The organism is Rhodococcus sp. C1 (assembly GCF_020809065.1).
Taxonomy (GTDB): Bacteria; Actinomycetota; Actinomycetes; order Mycobacteriales; family Mycobacteriaceae; genus Rhodococcus_F; species Rhodococcus_F qingshengii.
Genome location: NZ_CP078080.1, coordinates 4,596,090 through 4,620,132 on the forward strand (window position 1 = coordinate 4,596,090; position 24,043 = coordinate 4,620,132).

Sequence of the window (24,043 nt, forward strand, 5' to 3'; positions counted from 1 at the left end):
TGAACGTGCTGAAGCACTGACTCGATCTCGAGCACTGCAATGACATGGAGTAGGTCGACTACGAACGTCGACCTACTTTTGTCGTTTCATCGAGTTCTTTCGCCAACAACAACACCCATCGGCGCGCCGACATCTTCTCAGGAGGCGCAATCCACCTGGTGTCCAACACATCCGAGGCCAAGGGATCGGCGATCCACCCCGCCAAAATCCCCGCGTGTGCAGTGACGGCCCGCGGCGGTTCCTGACCACCGACGTCGAACATCCCGGCGCCGGACTGGATGTACATCGCATCCATGATCTGCGCGATCATGTCCGATGCCCGCAGCACAGACGTACTCCCGGCGCTGTCCGCGTCGACTACCTCGGGGAATCGCTTGACGAGAAGCGCGTGCATCCGCCGCAGCCGGTACAGATCTCGTCGCGCACGTAACCAGGTCTCGAGAAGCACCCACGTGATGCCCAGCGCAATCAGAACACTCGAGGCAGCGATGAACCACACCCCTGCGCCCGTCCAGATATCCGATTCGAGTGCGCCGGTGCCACCGATCGATTCGACAAGCATCACGACGACCACGACGAGCAGGATCGACGAACCGGTCACGATCAACGCGATTCCGCGCCCCAACGGCGCCCACGCAACGTGCCGTAGCCCCGTCGAAATGACAAGGGACAGAGCGACGACGATAAAGATCAGGGCCGGCGTCGGGTAGCCGAAGAGAACCGCGATCGCCACCAGGAGCCCCACCGAGTACAGCACGGTGGCGAGGCCGCGCATAGCCGGACGTGACATCACAGGCCAGGCAGACACGGCGCCGACTGCACTGGCCGCAGACAACGCTGTCCACAAGACGATGACGATCATCGCGGCGGCATGCTGCTCCGGCGCAATGCGATCGACGATGTCCCATACCGCAGGCACCATGACCGTCGACGACAACGCGACCGAGAAGCCTGCAAAGACCATCGACATTCGCAACGGCGTCGCGGTGCGCGCGACAACTCGACCCAGTCTCGCGCCGGCTGCAACCCAGACGAGAAGGGCCACAGCCCAAAAGATCATCCGATCGCCTCGTCGTACCGCAACACCGACAGCGGTGTCCCACGGCCACTCATCGTTCGCAGACGCATGATCAACATCGACGCAAACGTCTCGGCTTCCCACTCCGCGATGTCGTCCATCGGCACGGGTTCGTTGCGCCGCAGAGAACGTTGACTCAACATGTAGGCGATCAAATCGTCACTGACCTCGAGCGTCGCCTCGGCGATCTCGGCACCCTCGTGCCGAAACACTATGTGCCCCAACTCATGTGCCAGAGTTCGCTCGACATTGGGAAGTCCGGGGGCCAAGACAATGACGTCGTGGTCGTCGTAGGCTCGGCGCTGACCGCACACTCCGGTGGCGAGCGGGGTTTCCAGATCGATCTCGATCGGGCGCCCACGCTCGCGGGCGACTGTCTGCACTACCGTCAGCAGTGACACAGCCTCCGACGACGCTGCTGCGTCGCATACGGCATCCACCGCGGCCAGAACGCGGCGATGTGAACGTCTGTCCGGCACGACTCACGCACCTCCCTGTGATCCGGGTGCCAGGAATTCGGCACGCGCGGCAGCCAATCGTGCCTTCTGCAGCGATGCTCCGCGGAAAGTCAGTGCTCCCGCACCGGCCGCTACCACTGCCATTCCGCCTACACCGCCGGCGACGGCGGCGGCGTTGAGAATCGGCGGAAGCCCTTGAGTGAACGCCGTCGGAAATGCCTGCGGGTTGTCAGTCGGAGCCGCGACGTTCGGAACGTTCGACGGTACCTGCGGAGCTACGGGTGCGGGTGCGGCCAGAACCTCGGGTGCGGAAGGGGCTGCGACTGCGCCCGGCGCAGCGTTTGCCGGTCCACCGGCAGAGGGTACAGGCGCTCCGCCGCCCGCTGACGGTCCCTGCGGATCAGACGGTCCAGCCGGCGGAGCGGCTACCGCGGACGACTGCTCGGAACTCGGCTGCGATTCGGAAGGAGACTGTGTCTCGGAGGGTGCTTGGCTCGAAGGACTCTCGGTCTGCGAAGTTGCGTTGGTCGCGGGGGAAGCGCTGCTGCTCGGACGTTGCGACGCCGAAGGGTTGGTCGTGGGCTCAGTCGTGGTCGGCTCAGTCGTGGTCGGCTCAGTCGTGGTCGTCGGCTCAGTCGTCGTGGTCGGCTCAGTCGTCGTGGTCGGCTCAGTCGTCGTGGTCGGCTCAGTCGTCGTGGTCGGCTCAGTCGTCGTGGTCGGCTCAGTCGTCGTGGTCGGCTCAGTCGTCGTGGTCGGCTCAGTCGTCGTCGGCTCAGTCGTCGTCGGCTCAGTCGTCGTCGGCTCAGTCGTCGTCGTCGGCTCAGTCGTCGTCGTCGGCTCAGTCGTGGTCGTCGGCTCAGTCGTGGTCGTCGGCTCAGTCGTGGTCGTCGGCTCAGTCGTCGTGGTCGGCTCAGTCGTCGTCGTCGGCTCAGTCGTCGTCGGCTCAGTCGTCGTGGTCGGTGTCGGAATTACGGTCGTGCCGCAGTTGTGACGGTGACAATGCCAGCCATAGTTGCCGTTGCCGTTGTTGCCGCCACCGTTGCCGTTGTTGCCGCCACCGTTGCCGTTGTGACCGCCACCGTTGCCGTTGTTATTGCCACCGTTGTTGCCGTAATTGCCGTTTCCATTGCCGTTGTTGCCACCACCGCTGTTGCCGCCAGGTTGGGCGGCGACGATGGCGGGGAAGACCGATACGGCAAGGACGCCGATACCCATCAGGCACATCACAGCAACAAGCATCATCGCTAGCCGTCGTGGCTGGCTCATCGACATTCCTCCCCGACACATACGTCCGACCTGCGGAAAACTGCGGCAGACTCACCGTGCCTATCGCACCGGACACACCCTCGTTACATTTCCGGCAAACATGTATCCGCCCAAGGATCATCCCTCACTTGGAAGCTCAACGGTCCGGATCAGCGGTCGCAATCGTATGAAACGGCGCACACTCAGATCGAATCTTCGCAATTCGGGCAGGCCCTGAAAATGCAGGAAAGGGTCGTTCAACTTTCGTTGAAAGACCCTTTTCGCTGGTACTTCTTGGTGGAGCTGAGGGGAATCGAACCCCTGACCTCTTCGATGCGAACGAAGCGCGCTACCAACTGCGCCACAGCCCCGTGCCACCGCCTCAGCGGTGCTCGGCAACTCTAACAGGAACGAATACTCCCGTTGGAATCACCCGACACGAACTTTCGGCCCGACGAGATCGGCCCAGAAGATCACTGACCGGACGCGCGACGCATCTCGGTGTGCCTGATCTCTTCTTCGTAGTGATCCAGGTGATCGAACACCGGATCTTCGTCGTCGACCTCGAGGACAACCGCTCCTGGCCGACGCAGTCGCGCCGGAATCAGGCGAAGCTCTTCGTCGGTGTGCGATTCGACTCCGAGTCGCGATCGGTTGAGGCGTTCGGTACGACGGCGGCGAATCTCTTGCTCGATCCGAACCTGCCGACGCAAGTACGCCATGTACCCGCCGAGGCCGCACACGGTCAGCGCAAACAACCACCACACCATCGGCGAGATGATCAATGCGAGAGCGCCCGAGAGAATCGCGACGAACGCAAGTCCCAGCAACGTCCGCTGACGGAATGCATACCGCGCCTCCCGGGCGATGGCATCCGCTTCGGGGTCGAATCCGCCTCGGCCGCGCCGAACCGGAACAAATTCTCCGACCGGTGCACGACCGCCGGCGTAGTCGTCTTCTGCGTGAGTGTCCATCTGGTCCTCCGCGTCGTAGCTGCTGCGCACTGGTTCTGGTTGCCAGTTCGGATCGCTTCGATGTCCTGCTGCCGGCCCGCGCTGAACAGGGTTGCTGTCGCCGCGGTGGAGTACTCGAGTCGCGAGTGCCGCGTCACTCGTCTGCCGGATCCTGGGGCGCTTGTTGACAAGCATCGGCACCAGGACGAACAGCCACACGGCCACCAGCCCGATCCACACGAATGAGCTAGGCATGCCGCGGCCTCCTCCCGATCACCTACCAGCACCTATGCCAGCCGTTGACGAGTCAAGGTTAACGGCCGACGCCCTCGCATCGTTGCCGACGCGCCGAACCCCACCATACTCATGTGTCACACGCGTACCGAACTGAACTTCCGGTTCAGTCCCAAAAGTCTCAAGTTCTGGTTGAATCAAAAACCACATTTTCCCGACCGAAAGTAGGACTACTCAGCGGTAACTGCTGTTTAGCTCGCGTTTCTCACGCTTCTGGCGCCGTCTTCGTCACACCCACGAAGCGCGTCCGGACCGCACCAATCTGTCGACGACGGTGGTGGGTACTTCCTCGATGGTCATTCCGACCAGAAGATGATCACGCCATTGGCCGTCGACATCGAGGTAGCGCTTGAGAAGACCTTCCTCCCGGAACCCAACATTTCGTAGGACTGCGCGACTCGACGCGTTCTCCGGCCGAACAGTGGCCTCCACTCGATGCAGACCGACCTTCGAGAATGCGTGATCGAGTGTGAGTGCAACGGCAGCTGTGGCTACGCCCCCACCGGTCACGTGCGAGGCGACCCAATAGCCCACCCAGGCGGACCGCAGAGCGCCGCGCACCACATTTCCGATGGTGACCTGCCCGCAGTACTTCCCGTCGAGTTCGATCACCAGGGGAAGGATCCTGCCCTTGCGCGCTTCGGAGCGAAGGTTTCCGCACAGGGACGGCCAGACGGTGATGTGGTGGCGAGCATCCCAGGGCGATTCTCCGGTGGGCTCCCACGGCTCGAGGTGCTCGCGATCGCGAATGCGGAGACGACTCCACACAGCAGCGTCACGGAGCTTCACGGGGCGGACGGTCACCACTCCCGCGGGCACTCGCAGCGGGCCGAGATCTTCCGGCCATCCTGGATGGACTGACATCACACCCCACTCGGGTCGGCGTTACCCACGTTGGGCGAGAAAAGCTACGTCGACTTCTTCACCGATGTGCACTTCGGTGACGTCTCGATCGACCAGAACCAAGCAATTGGCTTCCGCCAAGGTCGCGAGGAGATGTGAGGACGCACCGGGCGCACCCCCGAGGGCCTGCACGAGGTACTCCCCTGTCGCTTCGTCACGCATCAGCTGACCACGCAGAAAACCCTTGCGATCGGCAATCGACGTGATCGTTCCCACTGTCCGCGCCTTCACTACTCGCCGCATCGGCTGGCGGCGTCCGAGCGCGATTCTGATCAGCGGGCGAACCATGACTTCGAATACCACCAGTGCGCTGACCGGGTTGGACGGTAGGAGAAAGGTCGGAACCTCGTCCCTTCCCAGCTTTCCGAAGCCTTGCACCGATCCCGGATGCATGGCAACGCGCTCCACCTCGAGTGTCCCCAGGTCGGCAAGCGCCTCACGAACCTCGTCGGACGCTCCGCCGCCCACGGCACCGGCGATGACAACGATTTCCGAGCGAATCAGCTGTCCCTCGACTACTTCGCGAAGACGACGCGAGTCGTTGCCTGCGATTCCCACACGGTTGACGTCGGCGCCGGCATCGCGCGCTGCGGCGGCGAGGGCATACGAATTGACGTCGTAAACCTGACCAGGTCCCGGCGTGCGATCCACGTCGACGAGTTCTCCACCGACGCTGATGACGGAGAGGCGCGGACGGGGATGGACGAGTACTTTGTCGCGGCCGACCGCGGCGAGCAACCCGACCTGTGCGGCTCCGATGATGGTGCCTGCCCGAACGGCCACGTCGCCCGGCTGGACGTCGTCGCCTGCACGGCGAACGTAATCGCCCGAACGCACCGGCTCGAAGATCCGAACGCGAGCGCGACCACCGTCGGTGTTTTCGAGCGGGAGCACGGCGTCGGCCAGCGTGGGCAGCGGCGCGCCCGTGTCGACTCGAACGGCCTGACGCGGTTGCAACCGGATCGGTTGGCGTGAGCCCGCCGTCACCTCACCGACCACCGGCAAGGTGAGATCGGTAGGCTCGCCGTCCTCGCCTCGGAGGTCGGCTCCGGCGCCGGCGACATCGACACTACGAACCGCGTAACCGTCGATGGCAGCTTGATCGAATCCCGGCAATGGGCGTTCGGTCACCACTTCCTCGGCACACAGCAGTCCCTGCGCCTCCGAGATGGCGACCCGAACCGGACGGGGTGCCACTGCAGCAGCGGTAACCCTGGTCTGCTGCTCCTCAACCGACCGCATCTGGTCCGCGTCCTCCTGTGTCTGGAAATTCGGTGATATCCGTCAGCTCATGATGCCTTGCCGCCGAAAAGGGACAAGCACATTGATACTGCGTTATCGGGCGATCAACCACCGTGGCGACACGCTCAGCGGTCGAGCCGATCCGCGAGCCACTTACGCAAGGACGGGCCGTAATCGTCACTGTCGAGCGCCAGGTCCACCGAAGCGCGGAGGTACCCGCCGGGGTTGCCCAGGTCATGACGCGTTCCGCGGTGCACCACCACGTGAACCGGATGGCCCTCGGAAATCAGGAGAGCGATGGCGTCGGTGAGTTGCAACTCACCGCCGGCTCCCGGCTCGATGCGACGAAGTGCGTCGAAGATCGCACGATCGAGCAGATAGCGACCTGCAGCGGCAAAGGTCGACGGCGCGTCTTCCACAGCCGGCTTCTCGACCATGCCGACGACCTTGAGGACGTCGGGATTGACCGCGTCGGGAACGATCTCGACGTCGAAGACGCCGTAAGCGCTGACTGCGTCTTTCGGGACGTCGATTGCACAGAGAACGGATCCGCCGCGCTTGGCCCGAACTCGCGCCATGATCTCCAGGACGCCACGCGGTAGTACGAGATCATCGGGCAGAAGGACCGCGATGGCATCTTCGTCGTCGTCGAGAACCGACTCGACGCAACCGACTGCATGCCCGAGGCCGAGGGGCTGCTCCTGAATCACGGAGTCGACTTCGAGCAAACCCGGCGCTTTGCGCACCTTCGCCAGGGCAGCGAGTTTTCCGCTTGCTTCCAGCTTGCTTTCGAGCACGAGATCCTCGACGAAGTGGGCAACCACGCCGTCTTTGCCCGGGGACGTCACGATGACGAGCCGCTCGGCTCCCGAGTCCGCAGCTTCACCTGCCACCAGTTCGATACCCGGTGTGTCCACGACCGGCAGCAATTCTTTCGGAACCGTCTTGGTGGCAGGCAGGAAACGCGTACCAAGTCCGGCTGCGGGAACCACGGCCGTACGGAAGGCCCTCGTGCTGCTAGCGACAACGTCTGTCATGCCAACACCTTAGCCGCCGCTTGTTACCGCTCGGTCAGCACGACGAATATCGTTGCGGGGTGACACCTCAGACAAAAGCACAATGGCGACAAATCACACTCGCAGCACGTGATGCAGTCTCCGAGCACACTCGAAACACGGAAACTGCGGCGTTGATCACGCACATACGTTCAGTGATTGTCGACGGCTCGGTCGTCTGTGCGTACGTCCCCACCCGCACCGAACCAGGATCCACCGATTTGCTCGACGCCGTTGCCGAGATCGCTCAGCGTGTACTACTTCCGATCACCGGGGAGCCGGGACCGTTGTCCTGGGTCGAGTACAGCGGCGCGGACGGTTTGCGTCCCGCGAAGTACGGCATTCGGGAGCCTGTCGGACCCGTCTTGCCACCGGAGGCCCTGTCCGACGTGGAATGCATGCTTGTCCCTGCTCTCGCGGTGGATCTTCGCGGAACACGCCTCGGCCGTGGCGCAGGCTTCTACGACCGGACGCTCGGGTCGGTCGGACCACAGACTCGGCTCGTGGCAATTGTCAGAGACTCCGAACTCGTCGAGGCCTTGCCTGCCGACGACCACGACATTCCCATGGGCTGGGCATTGACGCCAAGCGGCGGTCTCACGCCGCTCCAAGGCGATTGATCTGCGGGAATAGATCCCTGATTAGCGCTGTTGGCACTGTCACTTGTAGAGTGCTAAAGGCTGCGGTGTAAATACGCGGCTGCTCGAACATCACAGTGCGGAGGAAGCCCGGTGCCCACCTACTCATACGCATGTACGGAATGTGACAACCGTTTCGACATCGTCCAGTCCTTCAGCGAAGATTCGCTGACGGTCTGCCCAGCTTGCTCAGGCAAGCTCCGCAAGCTGTTCAACTCTGTTGGCATCGTGTTCAAGGGCAGCGGCTTCTACCGCACCGACAGCCGCGGCGGCTCCGGGACTGCGAGCGAGCCGGCCAAGAGCGATTCGGCACCCGCTGCGAAGTCCGAGTCCAAGTCGGACTCCTCTTCGACATCGAGTTCGTCGACCAGCACGCCGGCGCCCGCAAAGGCTGCCGCAAGCTGATTTCCACAACCTCCGGGTTGTCCACAGGTTCACATTGTCAGGGCCGGAAGCACCGCTTCCGGCCCTAACGTGCATGAATGCCGTCAGTACGTTCTCGTTCGCCGAGGCGCTCCCATCCATTGCGCGCCCAGCTCGATCTCACGCCGAACACCTTCGATCGCGTCGTCGAACTGACACGCGGCACACGGTTTCGCTCAGCGACCGTCCGCAAGATCGCAGCGGTCGTCCTGGCCACACTCGGCGTTGTTCTCTTCTTTCGAGGCGATCCCGCGACTGACACCGTCGCCGTAGTTGTCTCGAGCCGCGATCTCACTCCGGGGCAGGTGATTGCGGATTCGGACGTCGAGGTCCGCGAGATCGACTCGAAACAACTTCCCGAAGGAGTTGTCTCCGACACCGACCTGGTAGTCGGGAGAACCGTTGCCGGCCCGATTCGCTCCGGAGAAACCGTCACCGACGTGCGCGTTCTCAGCCCACGGCTGGCCGGGTTGTCGGTAGGAACCGACGACGCCCGCATCGTCCCCGTCCGATTGGCCGATGCGGCCGTCGCGGACATGTTGCGCAGCGGGGACGTCGTCGACGTCCTGACCGTCGGCCCTGACACATCCCGCCCAGACACACCCCACCCCGACACACCCAACGAATCAATTGCCGACAAGGCCCCGCAGATTCTTGCAGCGGGAGCAGTAGTCGCTTTGGTCACCACGTCGGAAAGTACACGTAACCAGCAGGAACAGGTGATTTTGCTGGCCCTGCCGACACCAGCAGCCAACGTCGTAGCCGCGGCATCTCTGTCCAATGCGATCACCGTGACATTCCGCTGACCGCACAAAGCGTCCGAAGCTCCTCTAGGATTTTTCCAGTCGGTTCGGTATCAACGGACCATCTGGCACTTGCCATCGGAGACTCGAGGGGACACCGACATGCTCAAGGGATTCAAGGACTTCCTGCTTCGCGGAAACGTGCTCGACCTGGCCGTCGCAGTGGTCATCGGCGCGGCCTTCACCGCCATCGTGACTGCCTTCACCAGCAATATCATCAACCCACTTGTCGCTTCGATTGGCGGAGCCAACGAATACGGGTGGGGCATTCAGCTGACGGGTGACTCCGCTGAGACGTTCCTGAACTTCGGTGCGGTCGTCACCGCGATCATCAACTTCATCATCATCGCAGCGGTCGTCTACTTCGTGCTGATCGTCCCTGCGAATGCGGCGAAGAAGAAGTTCGTCTCCGAGCCCGAGGACAAGGAAGCCAGCGAAACCGATCTGCTCATCCAGATCCGCGACATCCTCTCGGCCAATGCCGGTGGCGCCGACACGGGAGCGCACGCCAAGACTCTCGAATAGGCAGTGCCCACAGATCAAATCAGGCCCTCGGACAATTGTCCGGGGGCCTGATTTACTTCTCAACCCCCGTGGTGCGGGGGCCGCTGACTGCGCAGCCAGTCGTCGTCCGAGGACCGCGAGGATCCCTCGGGACCCCGCTCGTCCGACGTCGTCTCGGGAAAGACGTCCCCGAAGATGCGCGCCAGGCGCTTCTTGTCGACTGACGGCTTCTTCGGGGTATCGCGTTGCTCCGACAAGCTGTCTCAGCCCTCGAGGCTGGAGAGCTCGGCGATCACGTGACTCGCCAAAGCCGTCAGGGTTGCCATGCCGTCGCGAATTGCCGGCCTGGTCGACGCCAGATTGGCGACCACGGTGCTTCCCGAAACTCCGACGAGGCCGCGGGACAAGCCTGCTTCGAGCGATCCGGCCGAAAGACCGGAAGCACGAAGTGCTTCGGCAATTCCCGGGATCTCGCGATCGAGAACCTCAGCGGTCACGTCAGGAGTGACGTCACGCGGGGATACCCCGGTACCGCCGACCGAGATGACGAGGTCGACGCCACCGATGACTGCGGTGTTGAGAGCGTTGCGGATCTCCACTTCGTCGGCGGCGACGGCGACTGTCGCATCGACGAGAAAACCCGCTTCGTTCAGCAGTTCCGTGACCAGTGGACCGATGGAGTCGGTGTTGTCGCCGTGGGCTGTGCGATCGTCGACGATGACGACCAGAGCGCGGCCGGCCGATGTGGCTTCGAGTTCCATGACTCCTACCGTAGTGTCCGATCCCGACGCCGTTGCGATCTGGCCGAAGATCGGGTCGATCGTCTGCTGATCGCCGAACATCATCGACCGCCCTGCGCTGCCGCGGTTCCCAACGTGACGTCGACGGTCTTGGTCTGCCCGCCGTCGCTGTACGTGATCGAGACCTTGTCGCCGGGAGCATGTGAACGCACTGCCGCGATCAGCGAATCACCATCTGCGACAACACGATCGTCGACCTTGGTGATGACTGCACCCTTCGGGATACCGGCCTTGGCGGCCGGCCCGTCAGCAGTGACATCCATTACGGTTGCGCCGTCGGCGTTGTCCTGCGACGGCACGGTCACGCCGATCATGGCCTGAGTCGCCTTGCCGGTCTTGATCAGTTCGTCGGCGACGCGGCGTGCCTGATCGATCGGGATGGCGAAACCAAGTCCGATCGAACCGCCTTGGGTACCCGACGACGCTCCGAGCGAGGCGATCGCCGTGTTGATGCCGATCAGCTGGCCGTCCATGTTGACGAGGGCGCCACCGGAGTTGCCGGGGTTGATCGCTGCGTCGGTCTGCAGAGCGTCGATGACGGTGTTCTGGTTGCCGGACTCGCCGCTCGTGGAGACCGGGCGATCGAGTGCGGAGATGATGCCTTCGGTGACCGTGCCGGCCAGGCCGAGTGGGGACCCGACGGCAACCACCTGCTGTCCGACCTGGACGTCGCCGGAGTTGCCGAGATCGATGGGCGTGAGGTCGTTGCGACCGTCGACCTTGATGACGGCGATGTCGGAGACGGGGTCGGCACCGACCAGAGTGGCCGAGGCCTTGGTTCCGTCGGAGAACGCAACGCGAAGTTGCGCTCCCTGTGCGCCGGCAACGTGGTTGTTGGTCAGGATCAGACCGTCGGAGGACAGGATGACACCGGAGCCCTCACCGCCCTGTCCCTGCGCGGTGGCTACCTCGATCTGCACGACGCTGGGCACGACCTTCGAGGCAACGGCCTGAACCGAGCCGGCGGGAGCGTTGGACGTGTTGGTCGCAGTGGGCTTCGGAGCGTTCAGAGAGTTGGTGACCGTCGCGGTTCCACCGTTGCGGTCCGCGACGACGGCGCCGACCACGCCACCGACACCACCACTGACCAGGACCAGGGCGAGAGCGCCGGCAACCAGCGCCATGCGTCCCGACTTCGGCTTGGTGGTGGTCGAACCGGAGTTCGGCCCCTGCAGCGGTGCGGGGATCTGATTGTGGCCGCCGCCCGGGCCGTTCGGGCCGCCGGGGCCACCAGGGTTGGGTGCGCCGTACGGGGCGCTCTGCTGGTACGCGGCCTCATGGGCACCGTGCGGGTGGCCGAAAGCCTGCGTGGGCTGCTGCTGTGCCTGCCCGAAGGCTTCGGCGGGTCGGGCGAACGACTCGGTCGGCTGGTACGGCTGCTGAGGCGCCTGCCCCTGAGGCTGCTGCGGCGGCACGGGGGGCTGTGCCTGAGGTGCCGTCGGCTGTGCTTGAGGTGCTGTCGGCTGCGCCTGGGTGGTGGGTTCGCTGTTGGGCTGCTCGGGCCGGGTCGGCCCGACGTTACGGTCCTCGGTCATCGGCTCGCTTTCGTCTACGGTGACCACCGGACGGGCAGTCACAACTGTTCTGCCGACAATGCTGCCTTGCGCTGCTGAGAAGGCGCTGAGACGTGCCTGTCACTTTACCCAGAGTTCGACGTGAAAAACCGGTGTTGTCGGTTCGGCCCGAAAGACTTTCGGGCCGAACGCATTAAGCCGTGACGTCAGTCACCGAAGCGCGGGACCAACGGGTCTACAGAACACGCTACTCGGCACTCGGCCCCGGTTCACCGGGAAGCACGATACGAACAAGCGCTCCCCCACGATCGGATTCGTCGATCGCGATGGTGCCGCCGTGCTTGACGACGACCTGACGCACAATCGCAAGTCCCAGACCCGATCCCGGCATCGAACGTGCCGCAGTCGACCGGTAGAAACGATCGAACACCAACTCCCGATCCTCCTCCGGAATGCCAGGTCCCGCATCACTTACGGTCAATTCCAACAATCCTTGACCCACCGGTCGCATTTCGACGCGTACCTGTTCGCCCTTCGGACTCCACTTCGCAGCGTTGTCGAGGACGTTCAGCACGGCACGCGACAGCCCCGCTTGATCTCCGTAGACGTACCACGGAGTGGTGACCGCCTCGAACTCGATTTCGTTGCGCCTGCGCCGCGCTCGTTCGAGCGCACGCTCGACGACGTCGCTGACGTCGACGCGCTCGTACACGGTTTCGGGTGCGTCTTCACGGGCCAGGTCGACGAGGTCGCCGACCAGAGTCGACAGTTCCTCGATCTGCGCGACGACGTCGGCACGAAGTTCTGCCATGTCCTCGTCGGGAATCTGCGGCGCACCGGGGCGACTGGACGCGATCAGCAATTCCATGTTGGTGCGCAACGAAGTCAACGGCGTCCGCAACTCGTGTCCGGCGTCCGCGACGAGGCGCGACTGACGCTCACGGGACTCGGCGAGCGCCCGCAGCATCGTGTTGAAACTCTCTGTCAGGCGCGCCAATTCGTCGCTGCCGGTTACGGGGATCTGCGTCAGATCGTCGGTCCGAGCGACTCGTTCGGTGGCAGCAGTCAGCCTGGCAATGGGTCGTAAACCGGTGCGGCCCACGGTAGTACCCGCCACTGCCGCAAGTATGACGCCACACCCGCCGACCACGAAGAGCACCCAGGCCAGACGGTCCAGTACCGCAACGGTCGGCGCGAGCCGCTGACCGATCACCAAAGTGCTTCCGTCATGGGTTCGTTGAGCCAGCACTCGCTGACCGTCGACGGTTCGCAGCGAGGAATCCGATTCACCACGCGCTACGGCGTCTTCGGCTTCACCGATCGGCACGTCGGAACCGGGCGGCTGGTACGTGCTCAGGTCCGAAAAGATCAGGGCCACACTGATGTCGGTGGTGTACAGCGTCGCACCGGAGATGTAGCGAGGATCGAATCGCACGACATTGCTGTCGATCAGCACCGCTGCCCTGGTACGCAACTGGTGATCGACGTCCGCGTAGAGCGCACGCGAAACCACCGCGTAGGCAGCGATCGCCATGACTGCGACGGCAATGGCCACCACCGACGCGGCGAGCAGCGTCACACGCCAACGTAATGACACCGAACGGGTCAGTGGCATCGGCGGGCGCATTTCGACGGACGCTTGGGTGGTGGAGGATTTCTTCGGTTCGGCGTTCTTGCCGAACGGAGCGGTGATCACGGAGGCGTCTCCCGCAGGACGTATCCGACTCCGCGGACGGTGTGGATCAACCTCGGTTCGCCGTCGGCTTCCGTCTTGCGACGCAGGTAGCCGACATACACCTCGAGGGCATTGCCGGACGTCGGGAAGTCGTATCCCCACACTTCTTCGAGAATGCGTCCACGGGTCAGCACGCGGCGTGGGTTGGCCATGAGCATTTCGAGGAGGGAGAACTCGGTGCGCGTCAGGCTGATCGATCGTTCGCCGCGCTTGACCTCACGGGTGACCGGGTCGAGGGTGAGGTCCTCGAACGCCATCATTTCGGAATCGGCGTCCAGATCGGGCGCGGTGCGGCGAAGTAGTGCACGCAACCTGGCAAGCAACTCTTCCAAAGCGAAGGGCTTGGGCAGGTAGTCGTCCGCTCCGGCATCGAGACCGGCCACTCGCTCGCTGACCGAATCGCGGGCGGTGAGCACGAGGATGGGCAGGTCGTCGCCGGCACTGCGAAGACGACGGCACACTTCGAGTCCGTCGAGTCGCGGCATCATGACGTCGAGCACGACGGCGTCGGGCCGGTTGGCGAGGATCTTCTCGAGTGCGTCGAGCCCGTCGACCGCGAGCTCGACCGTGTAGCCGTTGAAGCTGAGCGACCGCCGAAGCGACTCGCGAACCGCCCGGTCGTCGTCGACCACCAAAATACGCATACCGACAGTTTGGACTGAAGTGCTGAGATGCGGCTGAGAGGGTCCGATTCCGGCCTCCGGCGTGTCGCGGTCAGTCCCGGGTTCGCCTCGGCCCGGGCAGGCTCCAATGACGCCATAACGCAAGCAGTCTGAACACCGCGGCGAACGCTGTGCCGCACACCAGCGCGGCGTTGGTGGACAGTCCGGCTTGCGAGACTGTGACCACCAACGCAGCGCCGAGCAGTGCGGGAACCGCGTACAGGTCCTTGTGCAGGAGCAGTGGCACCTCGTTGACGAGAACGTCGCGGATCACGCCGCCGCCGATCGCCGCGGTCGCACCGATCAACGTCGCCGCCAGCGAACTGGCGTTGTTGTCCAGCGCGATGACGGCGCCGGTGCTCGCGAACAAGCCCATCCCCAGTGCGTCGAGCGCCAGGATTTCACGACGCAGTCGATTGAGCGGCTCGTGGAGGTAGAACACGGCGAGTGAGGTGGCGGCGGCCGTTCCGAAGTACGGCCAACTGCTCAGAGAGCTGGGCGGATGGACGCCGAGGAGAACGTCGCGGACGATACCGCCGCCGATGCCGGTGAACACACCCACCGAGCACACCCCGAAGATGTCGAGTCGCTTGGTGACGCCCACCAGGGCACCCGAGGCCGCGAACGCCACGATGCCCACCAGTTCGAGGATCCTCAGCAGCACCGGCCAAGGATCGCACGGTCAGATGCGGCTCGGGTCGATCACCCCGAGCCGAACTGCTTTGACCAGTCGCCGAGGCACCCGGTGGGTCTGGCCGAAGGCCGTGACCTCGACCAGATCGGGCGCCGTCGCCTTCCACTGGGCACGACGGCTGCGCGTGTTGGAACGGGACATCTTCCGCTTGGGAACGGCCATCAGAGTGCCTTGCGCTTTCCGTAGCGCCGCTCGAACTTCTCGACGCGTCCGGCGGTGTCCATCACACGTTGCGCTCCGGTCCAGAACGGGTGAGAGTCGCTCGTGACGTCGACGACCAGCAGCGGGTACGTGCCACCGTCTTCCCATTCGACGGTGCGCTCACTCGTCACGGTCGATCGGGTCAGGAAGCTCTTGCCGGTGCTGGCGTCCTGGAAGACCACCGGGTGGTAGTCGGGGTGCATCTGCTTCTTCATTCGTTTCCCTCTCGCGTTGATTCGGTTTCGGCATAAGGTGATTCGGATTCGTCACACGGGTCTTCGTGAAACTCGCCGAACGGGTCTTCCCACGTTGCCCACGACGCTTCGTCCGCCAATTCGTCGTCGGTGACCAAGGCGTGCTGCAGTGTTCGGTCGATCTCGAGCGGGTTCGCACCGCAGGTCAGAACGACCATCGAGGTGTCGCGATCACCGAAACGCTCGTCCCATTTCAGAGCCGCGAGGGCACGGCGCTCGGCCGGAACGCGCTCTCGTTGCTCCGGCGTCATCGCGGCCAGCCAGGTGTCTGCGCTCGCAACCCGCAAGCCACCGCCGGCCGATTCGAGCCAGAGCGCTTCACCCGGTTGCGTCGCCACCCAGACGCGCCCCCGGGAGTACACGACGCCTTCGAGCAGAACGTCGATCGCCTCGTGCAGACGCCCGGGGTGAAACGGCCGGTTCGCGGTGAACTCGACCAGCATCACTCCGCCGTCGTCGTCGAGCGGCGGCTGGCGACGCAGCAACGGTGAGTGAGCGTCGGCCAGTTCACCGCGTCGCGCATCCGCAGGCACCTCGAGGAGCAGTGCCTCGATGTCGTCTCCCTCATCGAAGACGGGTACCCGCGGAGCGATGCGCGCGAGAACCGCGTTCAAGCGGGACCGCTGCCAGCCGTCGAGCGCATCGGACCCGCGTAGGACGAGCGCGTCGGCGAAGTCGACCTGCCCGACGACGACCTGAGCCAGGGTGCGGTCGTCGTCGAGGGCTTCGTCGCCGGTGGCGTCTGCCAGCCAGGTCACCGCGTCGATGCACGTCACGACGGCGTCGACGCGGACGTCCCGCTGCGCCGGTCCGTCCAGTTGGCCGACGACGCCGGTCACGACGACGTGCTCGATCGCCCAGCACAGCGCCTCGGGCTCGAGTTGCCGGTCCAACAGCAACACGATCCGCTGCACCGAACTGTGCGAGTGAAGCCGGCGCAGGAGCGGCAGCAAGTCTTCGCGCAGGGTGCAGGAGACGCAGCCGTGCGCGAGCTCGAGGATCGTCTCGCGCTCGGACACAGTGCCGGCAGACCCGGCACTCCCGGTCATCGAGGTGACCGTCCGCCGGACCACCCCTTCACGGACGTGGCTCAGGTCGTGGTGGACCAGAACAGTTCCCGTTCGCAGCAACGCTCGTGCGGTGTGTGGGGTGGATTCGCTCATGCCGGCGACCAGGACCAGCGGAGTCCTGCCGTCCAAGATCGTGTTCACAGCGGGCCTTTCTGGGAATGATTGTCATTACCGAGGTTGAACGGTACATTGATCTCACCGCATTGTCGAAAATGATTGTCATCTGCAAGTTGAAAGGAACACCCATGTCGGCTCACTGCCAAGTGACCGGACGTGTGCCGGGGTTCGGAAAATCCGTCTCGCACTCTCACAAGCGTTCGAACCGTCGCTGGAACCCGAACATCCAGCGCAAGACCTACCTCCTGCCCAGCGAGGGGCGTCGCATCACACTCACGCTCTCGACCAAGGGCATCAAGACGATCGACCGCGACGGCATCGAATCCGTCGTCGCCCGGATCCGCGCGCGCGGCGAGAAGGTCTGAGCAGATGGCACGCAACGAGATCCGCCCGATCGTGAAACTCAAGTCCACCGCGGGCACCGGGTACACGTACGTGACCCGCAAGAACCGTCGTAACGACCCCGATCGACTCGTACTGAAGAAGTACGACCCGGTGCTGCGAAAGCACGTCGATTTCCGAGAAGAGAAGTAGGCATGGCCAAGAAGTCGAAGATCGCGAAGAACAACCAGCGACGGGTCGTCGTCGAGCGGTACGCGGAGCAGCGGTCCGCTCTCAAGGAGACGATCCGCTCCCCGAAAAGCTCGGCAGAGGAGCGCGCGAAGGCCCAAGCGACCCTGCAACGTCTACCACGCGACGCCAGTCCGGTACGATTGCGCAATCGAGACGCTGCGGATGGACGTCCGCGCGGCCACCTGCGGAAGTTCGGGCTCTCCCGGATTCGCGTGCGAGAAATGGCGCACCGTGGGGAACTGCCTGGCGTACACAAGTCGAGCTGGTAAGGAAGTCGGATGGCAGTCAAGCGTTCACCGTCGAAGAAGCCACGCCCCGTAGAGGGTCGTAAGCCCAAGAAGAACCCGTTGTTCGCAGCGAAGATCACGCATGTCGATTACAAGGACATCAACTTGCTTCGCACGTTCATCTCGGACCGCGGCAAGATCCGCAGCCGTCGCGTCACGGGCCTGACCCCGCAGCAGCAGCGTCAGGTCGCCGTTGCAGTGAAGAACGCACGCGAAATGGCGTTGCTCCCCTTCACCGCCGCCCGGTAGTCATACGTGCTCGGTAGTCACACGTAGAAGTACCGAAGAGGTCGCGCAGTCACTCGACTGCGCGGCCTTTTTGTTGCCCGGACTAAGATTTCCCGAAGTCGTTCATTCCAGTCGAGAGGTGCCCGCAGCGTGTCGGGAGTTGTTGCGGGTTTCACCGTAATTTTTGTTGTCATCGCGGTTGGGTATCTCCTCGGCCGTCTCGGCACCCTCGGTAGCCAAGGACAGTTCGTTCTCGGTCGACTCGTCTTCTTCGTCGCGACGCCTGCCCTGCTGTTCACCACCCTCGCGTCGTCTGATCTTTCGGTGATCTTCTCGCCGACGCTCGCCGTTGCGTCGACTACTGCCTTTGCCGTCGGCGCTCTGTACGTCGTCGTCGCAAAGATCTGGCTCAACCGGCCGCTACCCGAACTGACCATCGGCGCGCTGTCGGCTTCGTACGTGAATTCAGCCAACCTCGGAATCCCGATCGCGGTGTTCGTGCTCGGCGATGCCACGTTCGTCGCGCCGCTCCTGCTCTTTCAGATCGTCGTGTACTCCCCGATCGCCTTGACGATCCTCGATCTGACGGCCCTTCGCGGCGCGGATGCCGAGAAGCTCTCGTTGATCGACACCGTCACCGCCCCGTTCAAGAATCCGATCGTGCTCGCGGGCGCTGCGGGGTTGATCGTCGCGTTGATCGGTTGGGTACCGCCCCGGCCGCTGATGCAGCCTTTCGAATTGATCGGCGCGACGTCGGTACCCGGTGCGCTGTTGGCATTCGGGCTCTCGCTCTACGGAGTGCGGGTGCTGGAGAAGGGCTCGAGTCCACGCCGCGACGTCGCGCTGGCATCGACGCTCAAGATCGTGGTCCAACCTGTGCTGGCCTATCTGATGGCGCATTTCCTCCTCGGCATCGACGGTCATCAGTTGTTCGCCATCGTGGTCGTCTCGACGTTGCCGACGGCGCAGAACGTCTTCATCTATGCAAGCCGCTATCGGCGCGGAATGGTCCTCGCCCGAGACAGTGCCTTTGTCACCACTTTGGCGTCAATTCCCGCAATTGCGCTGGTCACAGCGCTACTCGCTTGAGCAGGGTTACGGTGGATTCATGCGTGTACTAACCCTCGCCGTTCTGGCCTGCCTTGCTGTGGCCGGATGCTCCGTCGGGGCCCAGACCACGGGGCCGGTTGCCGCACCGAATCCGATGGCGGCCAACGAAGCAAGTCCCGCCGACTGGTCGCTCGGAACCCCCGTTCCCGACGAGGTCGACGACAGCGAGATGGGCACGGAGTTCGACAGCCGCACCGACATCGTGGGTGCGACGGCCACGATGTTCGAATCGTGGTCCGAGGTCGACGATCACACGGTGGCCGTCCACTTCGTGACCGGCACTCCGGAGTGCTACGGCGCGTACGCAACCGTCGAAGAGACCGATACGACGGTGATCGTCACGCTCCGAACCGGGGCACTGCCCGAGGCCGCGGACAAGATGTGCATTCTGGTTGCCGTGTTCGGCAGCTTGGATGTCCCGCTGAGCCGACCGCTCGGCGATCGTCACGTCATCAACGGCTAGCTGCGCGCCTAAACGGCACAAGTTCGACGATCGAACACGCCGTTTCGTCAGGTGTGGTGTGCGTCTCCTCGGGACAGACTGAAAACCGACACCCGTTCACTCGCTCGTCGGCAGCTTTCGACTCGAGCGGTGCTCAACATGAAGGAGCTCGCAAGTGCCTACTCTCCAGAGAGACGTTGCAATCGTCGGTGCCGGCCCCTCTGGCCTGGCAGCTGCAACCGCGCTGCGCAAGGCCGGTTTGACCGTCGCTGTGATCGAAGCGCGCGACCGCGTCGGCGGCCGCACGTGGACCGACACCATCGACGGAGCAGTTCTGGAAATCGGCGGCCAGTGGGTCTCCCCCGACCAGACCGCGCTGATCTCCTTGCTCGACGAACTCGGCCTGAAAACTTTCGAGCGCTACCGCGAGGGCGAGTCCGTCTACATCTCGTCGGCAGGTGAGCGGACGCAGTACACGGGTGATTCCTTCCCCACGAACGACACCACGAAGAAGGAGATGGACCGTCTCATCGACGAGATGGACGATCTCGCAGCACAGATCGGCGCCGAGGAACCGTGGGCACATCCCCTCGCCCGCGATCTCGACACAGTCTCCTTCAAGCAGTGGCTGATCAATCAGTCCGACGACGCCGAGGCACGTGACAACATCGGCCTCTTCATCGCCGGTGGCATGCTCACCAAGCCCGCCCACTCGTTCTCTGCCCTGCAGGCCGTACTCATGGCCGCTTCCGCAGGTTCGTTCTCCCACCTTGTCGACGAGGACTTCATCCTCGACAAGCGAGTGATCGGCGGAATGCAGCAGGTATCGATCCGCATGGCGGAGGCCCTCGGTGACGACGTCTTCCTCAACGCACCCGTGCGAACGGTGAAGTGGAACGAATCCGGTGCAACGGTGTTGGCGGACGGCGATGTTCGCGTCGAGGCAAGCCGAGTGATCCTGGCCGTACCGCCCAACCTCTACTCCCGAATCTCGTACGATCCCCCGCTGCCGCGTCGTCAGCACCAGATGCACCAGCACCAGTCCCTCGGCCTCGTCATCAAGGTTCACGCGGTGTACGAGACGCCTTTCTGGCGCGAAGACGGCCTCTCCGGCACCGGCTTCGGCGCGTCCGAGGTAGTGCAGGAGGTGTACGACAACACCAACCACGAGGACGATCGCGGCACCCTGGTCGCGTTCGTCTCCGACGAGAAGGCCGACGCGATGTTCGAGCTTTCCGTCGAGGAGCGTAAGGCCACGATTCTGGCCTCACTTGCCCGCTATCTCGGCCCGAAGGCCGAAGAGCCGGTTGTGTACTACGAATCCGACTGGGGCTCGGAGGAATGGACCCGCGGTGCGTACGCAGCGAGCTTCGACCTCGGAGGCCTGCACCGCTACGGCGCGGATTCCCGCACGCCCGTCGGCCCGATTCACTTCTCGTGCTCCGACATTGCGGCCGAGGGATACCAGCACGTCGACGGTGCCGTTCGGATGGGTCAGCGAACCGCAGCCGACATCATCGCTCGCAGCAAGGCCTGACGGCCGCTTTGCCAAGTCTCGATCATTGCCCGGCAGTCACGATTGCCGGGCAATGATCGAGAGCAGTAGTTCGGCCCGAACCCTGGCCACTTCCAGCCGACAGTCGATCAGGCTCTCCACCTTCGCCATTCGGCTCCGCAGTGTGTGCCGGTGAACGCCCATCGTGATGGCGGCCGCTTCCCAGTGTCCGTTGGCCTCGAGAAATGCCCGCAACGACGCCAGCAGTTCGGTGCCGTTGTCACGGTCGTAGTCCTCGATCGGTGTGATCATCGTTTCCGCCAGCGTGTTGAGCACTTCACGCGTCGAATCGAAAGACAGCAGCACACTTCCGGTCAGCGCCGCGAATTCCAAAGGTTCGCCACCGATTTCCGCCGCCGACGCACACAGCTGGGACTGTTCGACGGCGACCGCCAGCGCAGCGACCACCCGTCGCGCGCTCAAGCCGACACGAAGCGCGCGAAGATCCGACCTCGATACCCCGCCGAGCAGCTCTCGGGCGAACTCGACGTCGTCGGTTCCACGCAGCAGCACCGTGACGCGAGTGTCGTTGATCCGCGAGAACAACTGCCGCCCTGCCTTGTTCATGAACTCGGCAATCTCGGCTCCGACGCGTCCCGCTACGTCGGACGTGTCGGCAAGAACTGTCAATCCTCGGATCATTCCCTCGCCGTCGGCGGCCTGCCTGATCTGTTGCCACGCCGGCGCCGGGTCGCGATCCTCGGTGAGCAGCAGCCCGAGGGCGTGCGAATTCAACTGATCCTGAGTAGCACGCAGGCGCGCAGGTTTCTCGAAGTCCAACGCCAACAACGAGTTCGCGTGACCGAGCAGTATCTGATCGACGTAGCTGAGCGCCGAAGCACTGATCACCGCCAGGTATCCGTACGGCGTTCGCCCGACGCTGATCTGCTGCACCGCGATCGACGCTCCAGACCTTGCGAGCGTCACGCTACTGGAGGCACCGCCCCCGAGAGTTGCTCGCAGTTCGTCGATCACGTCGTCCGTCGGCAGTTGAGGTGAGCTCTCGAGAACTCTTCCGGCGACGTCGAGAAGAAGCACCGTCGCCGAAGTCGCGATCGCCAGTTCACGCACGGTCGCAGCCGTTCCGCCGGAAATGACGGCACGAGTCATTCGCGGTTGCGCCCGCGACGCCCGGAGGACCGCTTCGTATTCCTGCTCTGCCAACCGGCTCATCACACGCTTGACGACGGCAGCAAAAGGCGTCGGCAGCGGCACCTCGATCAGCGGGAGTCCGATCTCGTCGGCGACGGCCACCAGATCGGCCGGGACCTCGGGGTACGAGAGCCCGGTTCCGAATCCCACCGCCGCCACACCTGCCGCGTCGAGCATTCGGAGATAGCGGCCGCGCTTTTGCTGAGTGGACGGCAATCGGATGCCGGTGGTGAGGATGAATTCGCCGCCGGTCAACCACCGGAAAGGGTCGAGCAACTCCGTGGCGTGCGCAAATGTGATTTCGCGACCGACGCCCTGGGCGCCGCCTTTGAGTTCCAGCGCGAGGTCCGGCTGCGCCAACATCCACCGCACAGCGATCGTCATGGGCTGGACTGTACAACTCGGCGCGTCGGCGATCAAAGATTTCACCTTTTTGGCAGCTGCCTTTACTTGTGAGTCAGCGCACACTTGCTCACACACGCCCCACAAAGTGCGAGTTCCGTGCTGATCACCTCGGCCGGAACTCGTTCGACCTCGAGAGGAACCGGTACCGATGTCGATCGTCGTACTCGAGAACTACATCAACGGTGAATTCGTCGCCTCAGCCGCGACGGAAACACTCGACCTGATCAACCCCGTAGACGAGAGTGTGGTCGGGCGTACGCCGGTCTCCACGAAGGAAGACGTCGACGCCGCCGTCGAAGCCGCACAGAGAGCATTCGAGACCTGGGGCAAGACGACGCCGAGCGTGCGGCAGGCTGCACTCCTCAAGCTCGCCGACGCCATCGAAGCGCACAGCGACGAAATCGTCGCAGCCGAAAGCGCCAACACCGGCCAGGCCCACCAGATGATCGCCGACGAAGAGGTCAAGGTCGGAGCCGATCAGATGCGGTTCTTCGCCGGAGCTGCACGACTTCTCGAGGGCAAAGCGGCCGGAGAGTACATGGAGGGTTTCACCTCCTACGTCCGTCGTGAGCCGATCGGCGTCGTCGGTCAGGTCACGCCCTGGAACTACCCGTTCATGATGGCGCTGTGGAAGATCGGGCCCGCCCTCGCGGCCGGCAACACGATCGTCCTCAAGCCCAGCGACACCACACCGGGCAGCACGCTGGTCCTGGCGAAGCTCTCGAAGGGCATCCTGCCGGACGGCGTGTTCAACGTCGTGCTCGGCAACGGCGGAACCGGCGCGACGTTGGTGGAGAACCCGGCCCTCGGTCTCGTCTCGATCACCGGTTCGGTGCGGGCGGGCATCGCTGTCGCCGTGTCCGCAGCACAGCAACTCAAGCGCGCGCACCTCGAACTGGGCGGCAAAGCGCCGGCGATCGTCTTCGGCGACGTCGACATCGAGAAGACCGCCACCGGCATCGCCGAGGCAGCGTTCTTCAACGGCGGCCAGGATTGCACCGCGGCCACTCGCGTGATCGTTCACGAGTCCATCCACGATCAGCTCGTCGAAGCCCTCGTCCGGAACGCCGAGAAGCTGCGCCCCGGAGCGCCTTCCGATCCTGATGCCTTCTACGGCCCGCTCAACAACATCAATCACTTCAACGCCGTGAGCGACAAGATCGCGAACCTGCCGGCGTCGGCCAAGATCGTTACCGGCGGAAAGCGTTCGGGCGAAACCGGATTCTTCTTCGAGCCGACCGTCATCACCGGCGTCGCGCAATCGGACGACATCGTGCAGGAAGAGACTTTCGGTCCTATCCTCACAGTCCAGAGCTTCTCCGACGAGAAGGAGGCGATCACGCTTGCCAACGACGTTCGGTTCGGCCTGGCCTCGAGCATCTGGACCAAGGATCACGGTGTCACGCAACGCGTCTCCGCTGCTCTCGACTTCGGTGCGGTGTGGATCAACTGCCACATCCCGCTCGTCGCCGAAATGCCGCACGGCGGCTTCAAGTATTCCGGTTACGGCAAGGATCTCTCGGCCTACGGAGTCGAGGACTACACCCGTCTCAAGCACGTCATGAGTTCGCACGACTGAGTCGCCGCCCCTCCTGCTGTGCGCCTTTATCAACCCCCCGCGGTTAATAAAGGCGCACAGCAGATTCCT

30 protein-coding genes and 1 tRNA gene are annotated in these 24,043 nt (G+C 63.8%); 14 read left to right on the forward strand and 17 right to left on the reverse strand.

Annotated elements, in window-relative coordinates; genetic code table 11:
• Positions 1–58 precede the first annotated feature (58 nt).
• Positions 59–1,060: a hypothetical protein gene (locus KTR60_RS20945; RefSeq protein ID WP_204855498.1), complete on the reverse strand. Its 1,002-nt coding sequence runs from the start codon at positions 1,058–1,060 to the stop codon at positions 59–61.
• The gene (locus tag KTR60_RS20950) at positions 1,057–1,557 is read right to left on the reverse strand and encodes an ImmA/IrrE family metallo-endopeptidase (protein ID WP_003946241.1); all 501 of its coding nucleotides are present in this window, start codon (positions 1,555–1,557) and stop codon (positions 1,057–1,059) included. Before KTR60_RS20950 ends, KTR60_RS20945 begins: the two co-directional genes overlap by 4 nt.
• Positions 1,558–1,735: 178 nt before the next feature.
• On the opposite strand from KTR60_RS20950, the gene KTR60_RS20955 reads away from it, so the two are divergent.
• Both KTR60_RS20955 and KTR60_RS20960 read left to right on the forward strand, forming a co-directional pair.
• Positions 1,736–2,527, forward strand: a complete 792-nt coding sequence (locus KTR60_RS20955; protein WP_228401222.1) for a hypothetical protein — start codon at positions 1,736–1,738, stop codon at positions 2,525–2,527.
• 2 nt (positions 2,528–2,529) lie between these two features.
• The gene (locus KTR60_RS20960; protein WP_228401223.1) at positions 2,530–2,784 is read left to right on the forward strand and encodes a hypothetical protein; all 255 of its coding nucleotides are present in this window, start codon (positions 2,530–2,532) and stop codon (positions 2,782–2,784) included.
• Positions 2,785–3,076: 292 nt separating this feature from the next.
• Here the strand turns inward: KTR60_RS20960 and KTR60_RS20965 are convergent.
• From KTR60_RS20965 to KTR60_RS20985, 5 genes are all read right to left on the reverse strand, one after another.
• Positions 3,077–3,152 (reverse strand) — tRNA-Ala (locus KTR60_RS20965).
• A gap of 102 nt (positions 3,153–3,254) precedes the next feature.
• A complete protein-coding gene (gene glpR / locus KTR60_RS20970) occupies positions 3,255–3,989 on the reverse strand; it encodes a gephyrin-like molybdotransferase receptor GlpR (RefSeq protein WP_007727521.1) in 735 nt (244 codons plus the stop codon).
• Between the two features lie 267 nt (positions 3,990–4,256).
• Complete coding sequence (locus tag KTR60_RS20975) at positions 4,257–4,892, reverse strand: GNAT family N-acetyltransferase (RefSeq protein ID WP_007727523.1); 636 nt, start codon at positions 4,890–4,892, stop codon at positions 4,257–4,259.
• A gap of 21 nt (positions 4,893–4,913) precedes the next feature.
• Entirely contained in the window at positions 4,914–6,173 is a 1,260-nt protein-coding gene (gene glp, locus KTR60_RS20980; RefSeq protein ID WP_007727526.1) for a gephyrin-like molybdotransferase Glp, read from the reverse strand.
• A 125-nt stretch (positions 6,174–6,298) separates the two neighbouring features.
• Positions 6,299–7,210, reverse strand: coding sequence for a UTP--glucose-1-phosphate uridylyltransferase (locus tag KTR60_RS20985; protein WP_003946415.1), 912 nt, complete (start codon positions 7,208–7,210; stop codon positions 6,299–6,301).
• Positions 7,211–7,269: 59 nt separating this feature from the next.
• Between KTR60_RS20985 and KTR60_RS20990 the strand changes: the two genes are divergently transcribed.
• The 4 genes from KTR60_RS20990 (at position 7,270) to mscL (ending at position 9,617) form a co-directional block, all read left to right on the forward strand.
• Complete coding sequence (locus KTR60_RS20990; RefSeq protein WP_042921299.1) at positions 7,270–7,848, forward strand: 5-formyltetrahydrofolate cyclo-ligase; 579 nt, start codon at positions 7,270–7,272, stop codon at positions 7,846–7,848.
• Between the two features lie 111 nt (positions 7,849–7,959).
• Complete coding sequence (locus tag KTR60_RS20995) at positions 7,960–8,271, forward strand: FmdB family zinc ribbon protein (protein WP_003946378.1); 312 nt, start codon at positions 7,960–7,962, stop codon at positions 8,269–8,271.
• A gap of 77 nt (positions 8,272–8,348) precedes the next feature.
• Entirely contained in the window at positions 8,349–9,095 is a 747-nt protein-coding gene (locus tag KTR60_RS21000; protein WP_073512730.1) for an SAF domain-containing protein, read from the forward strand.
• Between the two features lie 99 nt (positions 9,096–9,194).
• A complete protein-coding gene (gene mscL, locus KTR60_RS21005) occupies positions 9,195–9,617 on the forward strand; it encodes a large conductance mechanosensitive channel protein MscL (RefSeq protein WP_030536328.1) in 423 nt (140 codons plus the stop codon).
• 59 nt (positions 9,618–9,676) lie between these two features.
• On the opposite strand, the gene KTR60_RS21010 is transcribed toward mscL, so the two are convergent.
• The 9 genes from KTR60_RS21010 to mrf all read right to left on the reverse strand — a co-directional run bounded on the left by KTR60_RS21010 (position 9,677) and on the right by mrf (position 16,667).
• Positions 9,677–9,853, reverse strand: a complete 177-nt coding sequence (locus KTR60_RS21010; RefSeq protein ID WP_165639126.1) for a hypothetical protein — start codon at positions 9,851–9,853, stop codon at positions 9,677–9,679.
• 6 nt (positions 9,854–9,859) lie between these two features.
• Positions 9,860–10,357 (reverse strand): MogA/MoaB family molybdenum cofactor biosynthesis protein, encoded by a 498-nt coding sequence (locus KTR60_RS21015; protein ID WP_176720912.1) that lies wholly within the window; start codon positions 10,355–10,357, stop codon positions 9,860–9,862.
• An 80-nt stretch (positions 10,358–10,437) separates the two neighbouring features.
• Positions 10,438–11,931, reverse strand: coding sequence for a S1C family serine protease (locus tag KTR60_RS21020; RefSeq protein WP_228401224.1), 1,494 nt, complete (start codon positions 11,929–11,931; stop codon positions 10,438–10,440).
• Between the two features lie 226 nt (positions 11,932–12,157).
• Positions 12,158–13,537, reverse strand: a complete 1,380-nt coding sequence (locus KTR60_RS21025; RefSeq protein ID WP_020908630.1) for a HAMP domain-containing sensor histidine kinase — start codon at positions 13,535–13,537, stop codon at positions 12,158–12,160.
• A gap of 65 nt (positions 13,538–13,602) precedes the next feature.
• Positions 13,603–14,289 (reverse strand): response regulator transcription factor, encoded by a 687-nt coding sequence (locus KTR60_RS21030; protein ID WP_003946387.1) that lies wholly within the window; start codon positions 14,287–14,289, stop codon positions 13,603–13,605.
• A 70-nt stretch (positions 14,290–14,359) separates the two neighbouring features.
• Positions 14,360–14,971, reverse strand: a complete 612-nt coding sequence (locus KTR60_RS21035; RefSeq protein ID WP_003946409.1) for a trimeric intracellular cation channel family protein — start codon at positions 14,969–14,971, stop codon at positions 14,360–14,362.
• An 18-nt stretch (positions 14,972–14,989) separates the two neighbouring features.
• Positions 14,990–15,163, reverse strand: a complete 174-nt coding sequence (rpmF, locus tag KTR60_RS21040; RefSeq protein ID WP_007727540.1) for a 50S ribosomal protein L32 — start codon at positions 15,161–15,163, stop codon at positions 14,990–14,992.
• Positions 15,163–15,417, reverse strand: coding sequence for a type B 50S ribosomal protein L31 (locus tag KTR60_RS21045; RefSeq protein WP_003946367.1), 255 nt, complete (start codon positions 15,415–15,417; stop codon positions 15,163–15,165). Before KTR60_RS21045 ends, rpmF begins: the two co-directional genes overlap by 1 nt.
• On the reverse strand, positions 15,414–16,667 hold the full coding sequence (gene mrf / locus KTR60_RS21050) for a ribosome hibernation factor-recruiting GTPase MRF (RefSeq protein WP_128637894.1): 1,254 nt from the start codon (positions 16,665–16,667) through the stop codon (positions 15,414–15,416). Before mrf ends, KTR60_RS21045 begins: the two co-directional genes overlap by 4 nt.
• Before the next feature lie 104 nt (positions 16,668–16,771).
• Between mrf and rpmB the strand changes: the two genes are divergently transcribed.
• From rpmB to KTR60_RS21085, 7 genes are all read left to right on the forward strand, one after another.
• Positions 16,772–17,008: a 50S ribosomal protein L28 gene (gene rpmB, locus KTR60_RS21055; RefSeq protein ID WP_003946346.1), complete on the forward strand. Its 237-nt coding sequence runs from the start codon at positions 16,772–16,774 to the stop codon at positions 17,006–17,008.
• Between the two features lie 4 nt (positions 17,009–17,012).
• Positions 17,013–17,177, forward strand: a complete 165-nt coding sequence (gene rpmG / locus KTR60_RS21060) for a 50S ribosomal protein L33 (RefSeq protein WP_003946358.1) — start codon at positions 17,013–17,015, stop codon at positions 17,175–17,177.
• A 2-nt stretch (positions 17,178–17,179) separates the two neighbouring features.
• Complete coding sequence (rpsN, locus tag KTR60_RS21065; RefSeq protein WP_003946379.1) at positions 17,180–17,485, forward strand: 30S ribosomal protein S14; 306 nt, start codon at positions 17,180–17,182, stop codon at positions 17,483–17,485.
• 9 nt (positions 17,486–17,494) lie between these two features.
• Positions 17,495–17,752 carry a 30S ribosomal protein S18 gene (gene rpsR / locus KTR60_RS21070; protein WP_003946414.1) on the forward strand — a complete coding sequence of 86 codons (258 nt, stop codon included), beginning with the start codon at positions 17,495–17,497 and terminating at the stop codon, positions 17,750–17,752.
• Between the two features lie 129 nt (positions 17,753–17,881).
• Complete coding sequence (locus KTR60_RS21075; RefSeq protein ID WP_221741750.1) at positions 17,882–18,820, forward strand: AEC family transporter; 939 nt, start codon at positions 17,882–17,884, stop codon at positions 18,818–18,820.
• Positions 18,821–18,839: 19 nt separating this feature from the next.
• Positions 18,840–19,304, forward strand: coding sequence for a hypothetical protein (locus KTR60_RS21080; protein WP_007727550.1), 465 nt, complete (start codon positions 18,840–18,842; stop codon positions 19,302–19,304).
• Positions 19,305–19,458: 154 nt separating this feature from the next.
• The gene (locus KTR60_RS21085; RefSeq protein WP_007727552.1) at positions 19,459–20,820 is read left to right on the forward strand and encodes a flavin monoamine oxidase family protein; all 1,362 of its coding nucleotides are present in this window, start codon (positions 19,459–19,461) and stop codon (positions 20,818–20,820) included.
• A gap of 36 nt (positions 20,821–20,856) precedes the next feature.
• On the opposite strand, the gene KTR60_RS21090 is transcribed toward KTR60_RS21085, so the two are convergent.
• Positions 20,857–22,374 carry a PucR family transcriptional regulator gene (locus KTR60_RS21090; RefSeq protein ID WP_003946355.1) on the reverse strand — a complete coding sequence of 506 codons (1,518 nt, stop codon included), beginning with the start codon at positions 22,372–22,374 and terminating at the stop codon, positions 20,857–20,859.
• 169 nt (positions 22,375–22,543) lie between these two features.
• Between KTR60_RS21090 and KTR60_RS21095 the strand changes: the two genes are divergently transcribed.
• A complete protein-coding gene (locus tag KTR60_RS21095; RefSeq protein ID WP_003946421.1) occupies positions 22,544–23,974 on the forward strand; it encodes a gamma-aminobutyraldehyde dehydrogenase in 1,431 nt (476 codons plus the stop codon).
• Positions 23,975–24,043 lie beyond the last annotated feature (69 nt).

Bases quoted from the DNA above. Each gene is read 5' to 3' on its own strand.
- KTR60_RS21030 (WP_003946387.1), bottom strand. From the start codon at position 14,289: ATGCGTATTTTGGTGGTCGACGACGACCGGGCGGTTCGCGAGTCGCTT.
- rpmF (WP_007727540.1), bottom strand. From the start codon at position 15,163: ATGGCCGTTCCCAAGCGGAAGATGTCCCGTTCCAACACGCGCAGCCGT.
- KTR60_RS21015 (WP_176720912.1), bottom strand. From the start codon at position 10,357: ATGGAACTCGAAGCCACATCGGCCGGCCGCGCTCTGGTCGTCATCGTC.
- KTR60_RS21000 (WP_073512730.1), top strand. From the start codon at position 8,349: ATGCCGTCAGTACGTTCTCGTTCGCCGAGGCGCTCCCATCCATTGCGC.
- KTR60_RS20985 (WP_003946415.1), bottom strand. From the start codon at position 7,210: ATGACAGACGTTGTCGCTAGCAGCACGAGGGCCTTCCGTACGGCCGTG.
- KTR60_RS21025 (WP_020908630.1), bottom strand. From the start codon at position 13,537: ATGCGCCCGCCGATGCCACTGACCCGTTCGGTGTCATTACGTTGGCGT.
- KTR60_RS21080 (WP_007727550.1), top strand. From the start codon at position 18,840: ATGCGTGTACTAACCCTCGCCGTTCTGGCCTGCCTTGCTGTGGCCGGA.
- rpmB (WP_003946346.1), top strand. From the start codon at position 16,772: ATGTCGGCTCACTGCCAAGTGACCGGACGTGTGCCGGGGTTCGGAAAA.
- mscL (WP_030536328.1), top strand. From the start codon at position 9,195: ATGCTCAAGGGATTCAAGGACTTCCTGCTTCGCGGAAACGTGCTCGAC.
- rpsN (WP_003946379.1), top strand. From the start codon at position 17,180: ATGGCCAAGAAGTCGAAGATCGCGAAGAACAACCAGCGACGGGTCGTC.
- KTR60_RS21090 (WP_003946355.1), bottom strand. From the start codon at position 22,374: ATGACGATCGCTGTGCGGTGGATGTTGGCGCAGCCGGACCTCGCGCTG.
- KTR60_RS21045 (WP_003946367.1), bottom strand. From the start codon at position 15,417: ATGAAGAAGCAGATGCACCCCGACTACCACCCGGTGGTCTTCCAGGAC.
- KTR60_RS21020 (WP_228401224.1), bottom strand. From the start codon at position 11,931: ATGACCGAGGACCGTAACGTCGGGCCGACCCGGCCCGAGCAGCCCAAC.
- rpsR (WP_003946414.1), top strand. From the start codon at position 17,495: ATGGCAGTCAAGCGTTCACCGTCGAAGAAGCCACGCCCCGTAGAGGGT.
- glp (WP_007727526.1), bottom strand. From the start codon at position 6,173: ATGCGGTCGGTTGAGGAGCAGCAGACCAGGGTTACCGCTGCTGCAGTG.
- rpmG (WP_003946358.1), top strand. From the start codon at position 17,013: ATGGCACGCAACGAGATCCGCCCGATCGTGAAACTCAAGTCCACCGCG.
- KTR60_RS20945 (WP_204855498.1), bottom strand. From the start codon at position 1,060: ATGATCTTTTGGGCTGTGGCCCTTCTCGTCTGGGTTGCAGCCGGCGCG.
- glpR (WP_007727521.1), bottom strand. From the start codon at position 3,989: ATGCCTAGCTCATTCGTGTGGATCGGGCTGGTGGCCGTGTGGCTGTTC.
- KTR60_RS21095 (WP_003946421.1), top strand. From the start codon at position 22,544: ATGTCGATCGTCGTACTCGAGAACTACATCAACGGTGAATTCGTCGCC.
- KTR60_RS20975 (WP_007727523.1), bottom strand. From the start codon at position 4,892: ATGTCAGTCCATCCAGGATGGCCGGAAGATCTCGGCCCGCTGCGAGTG.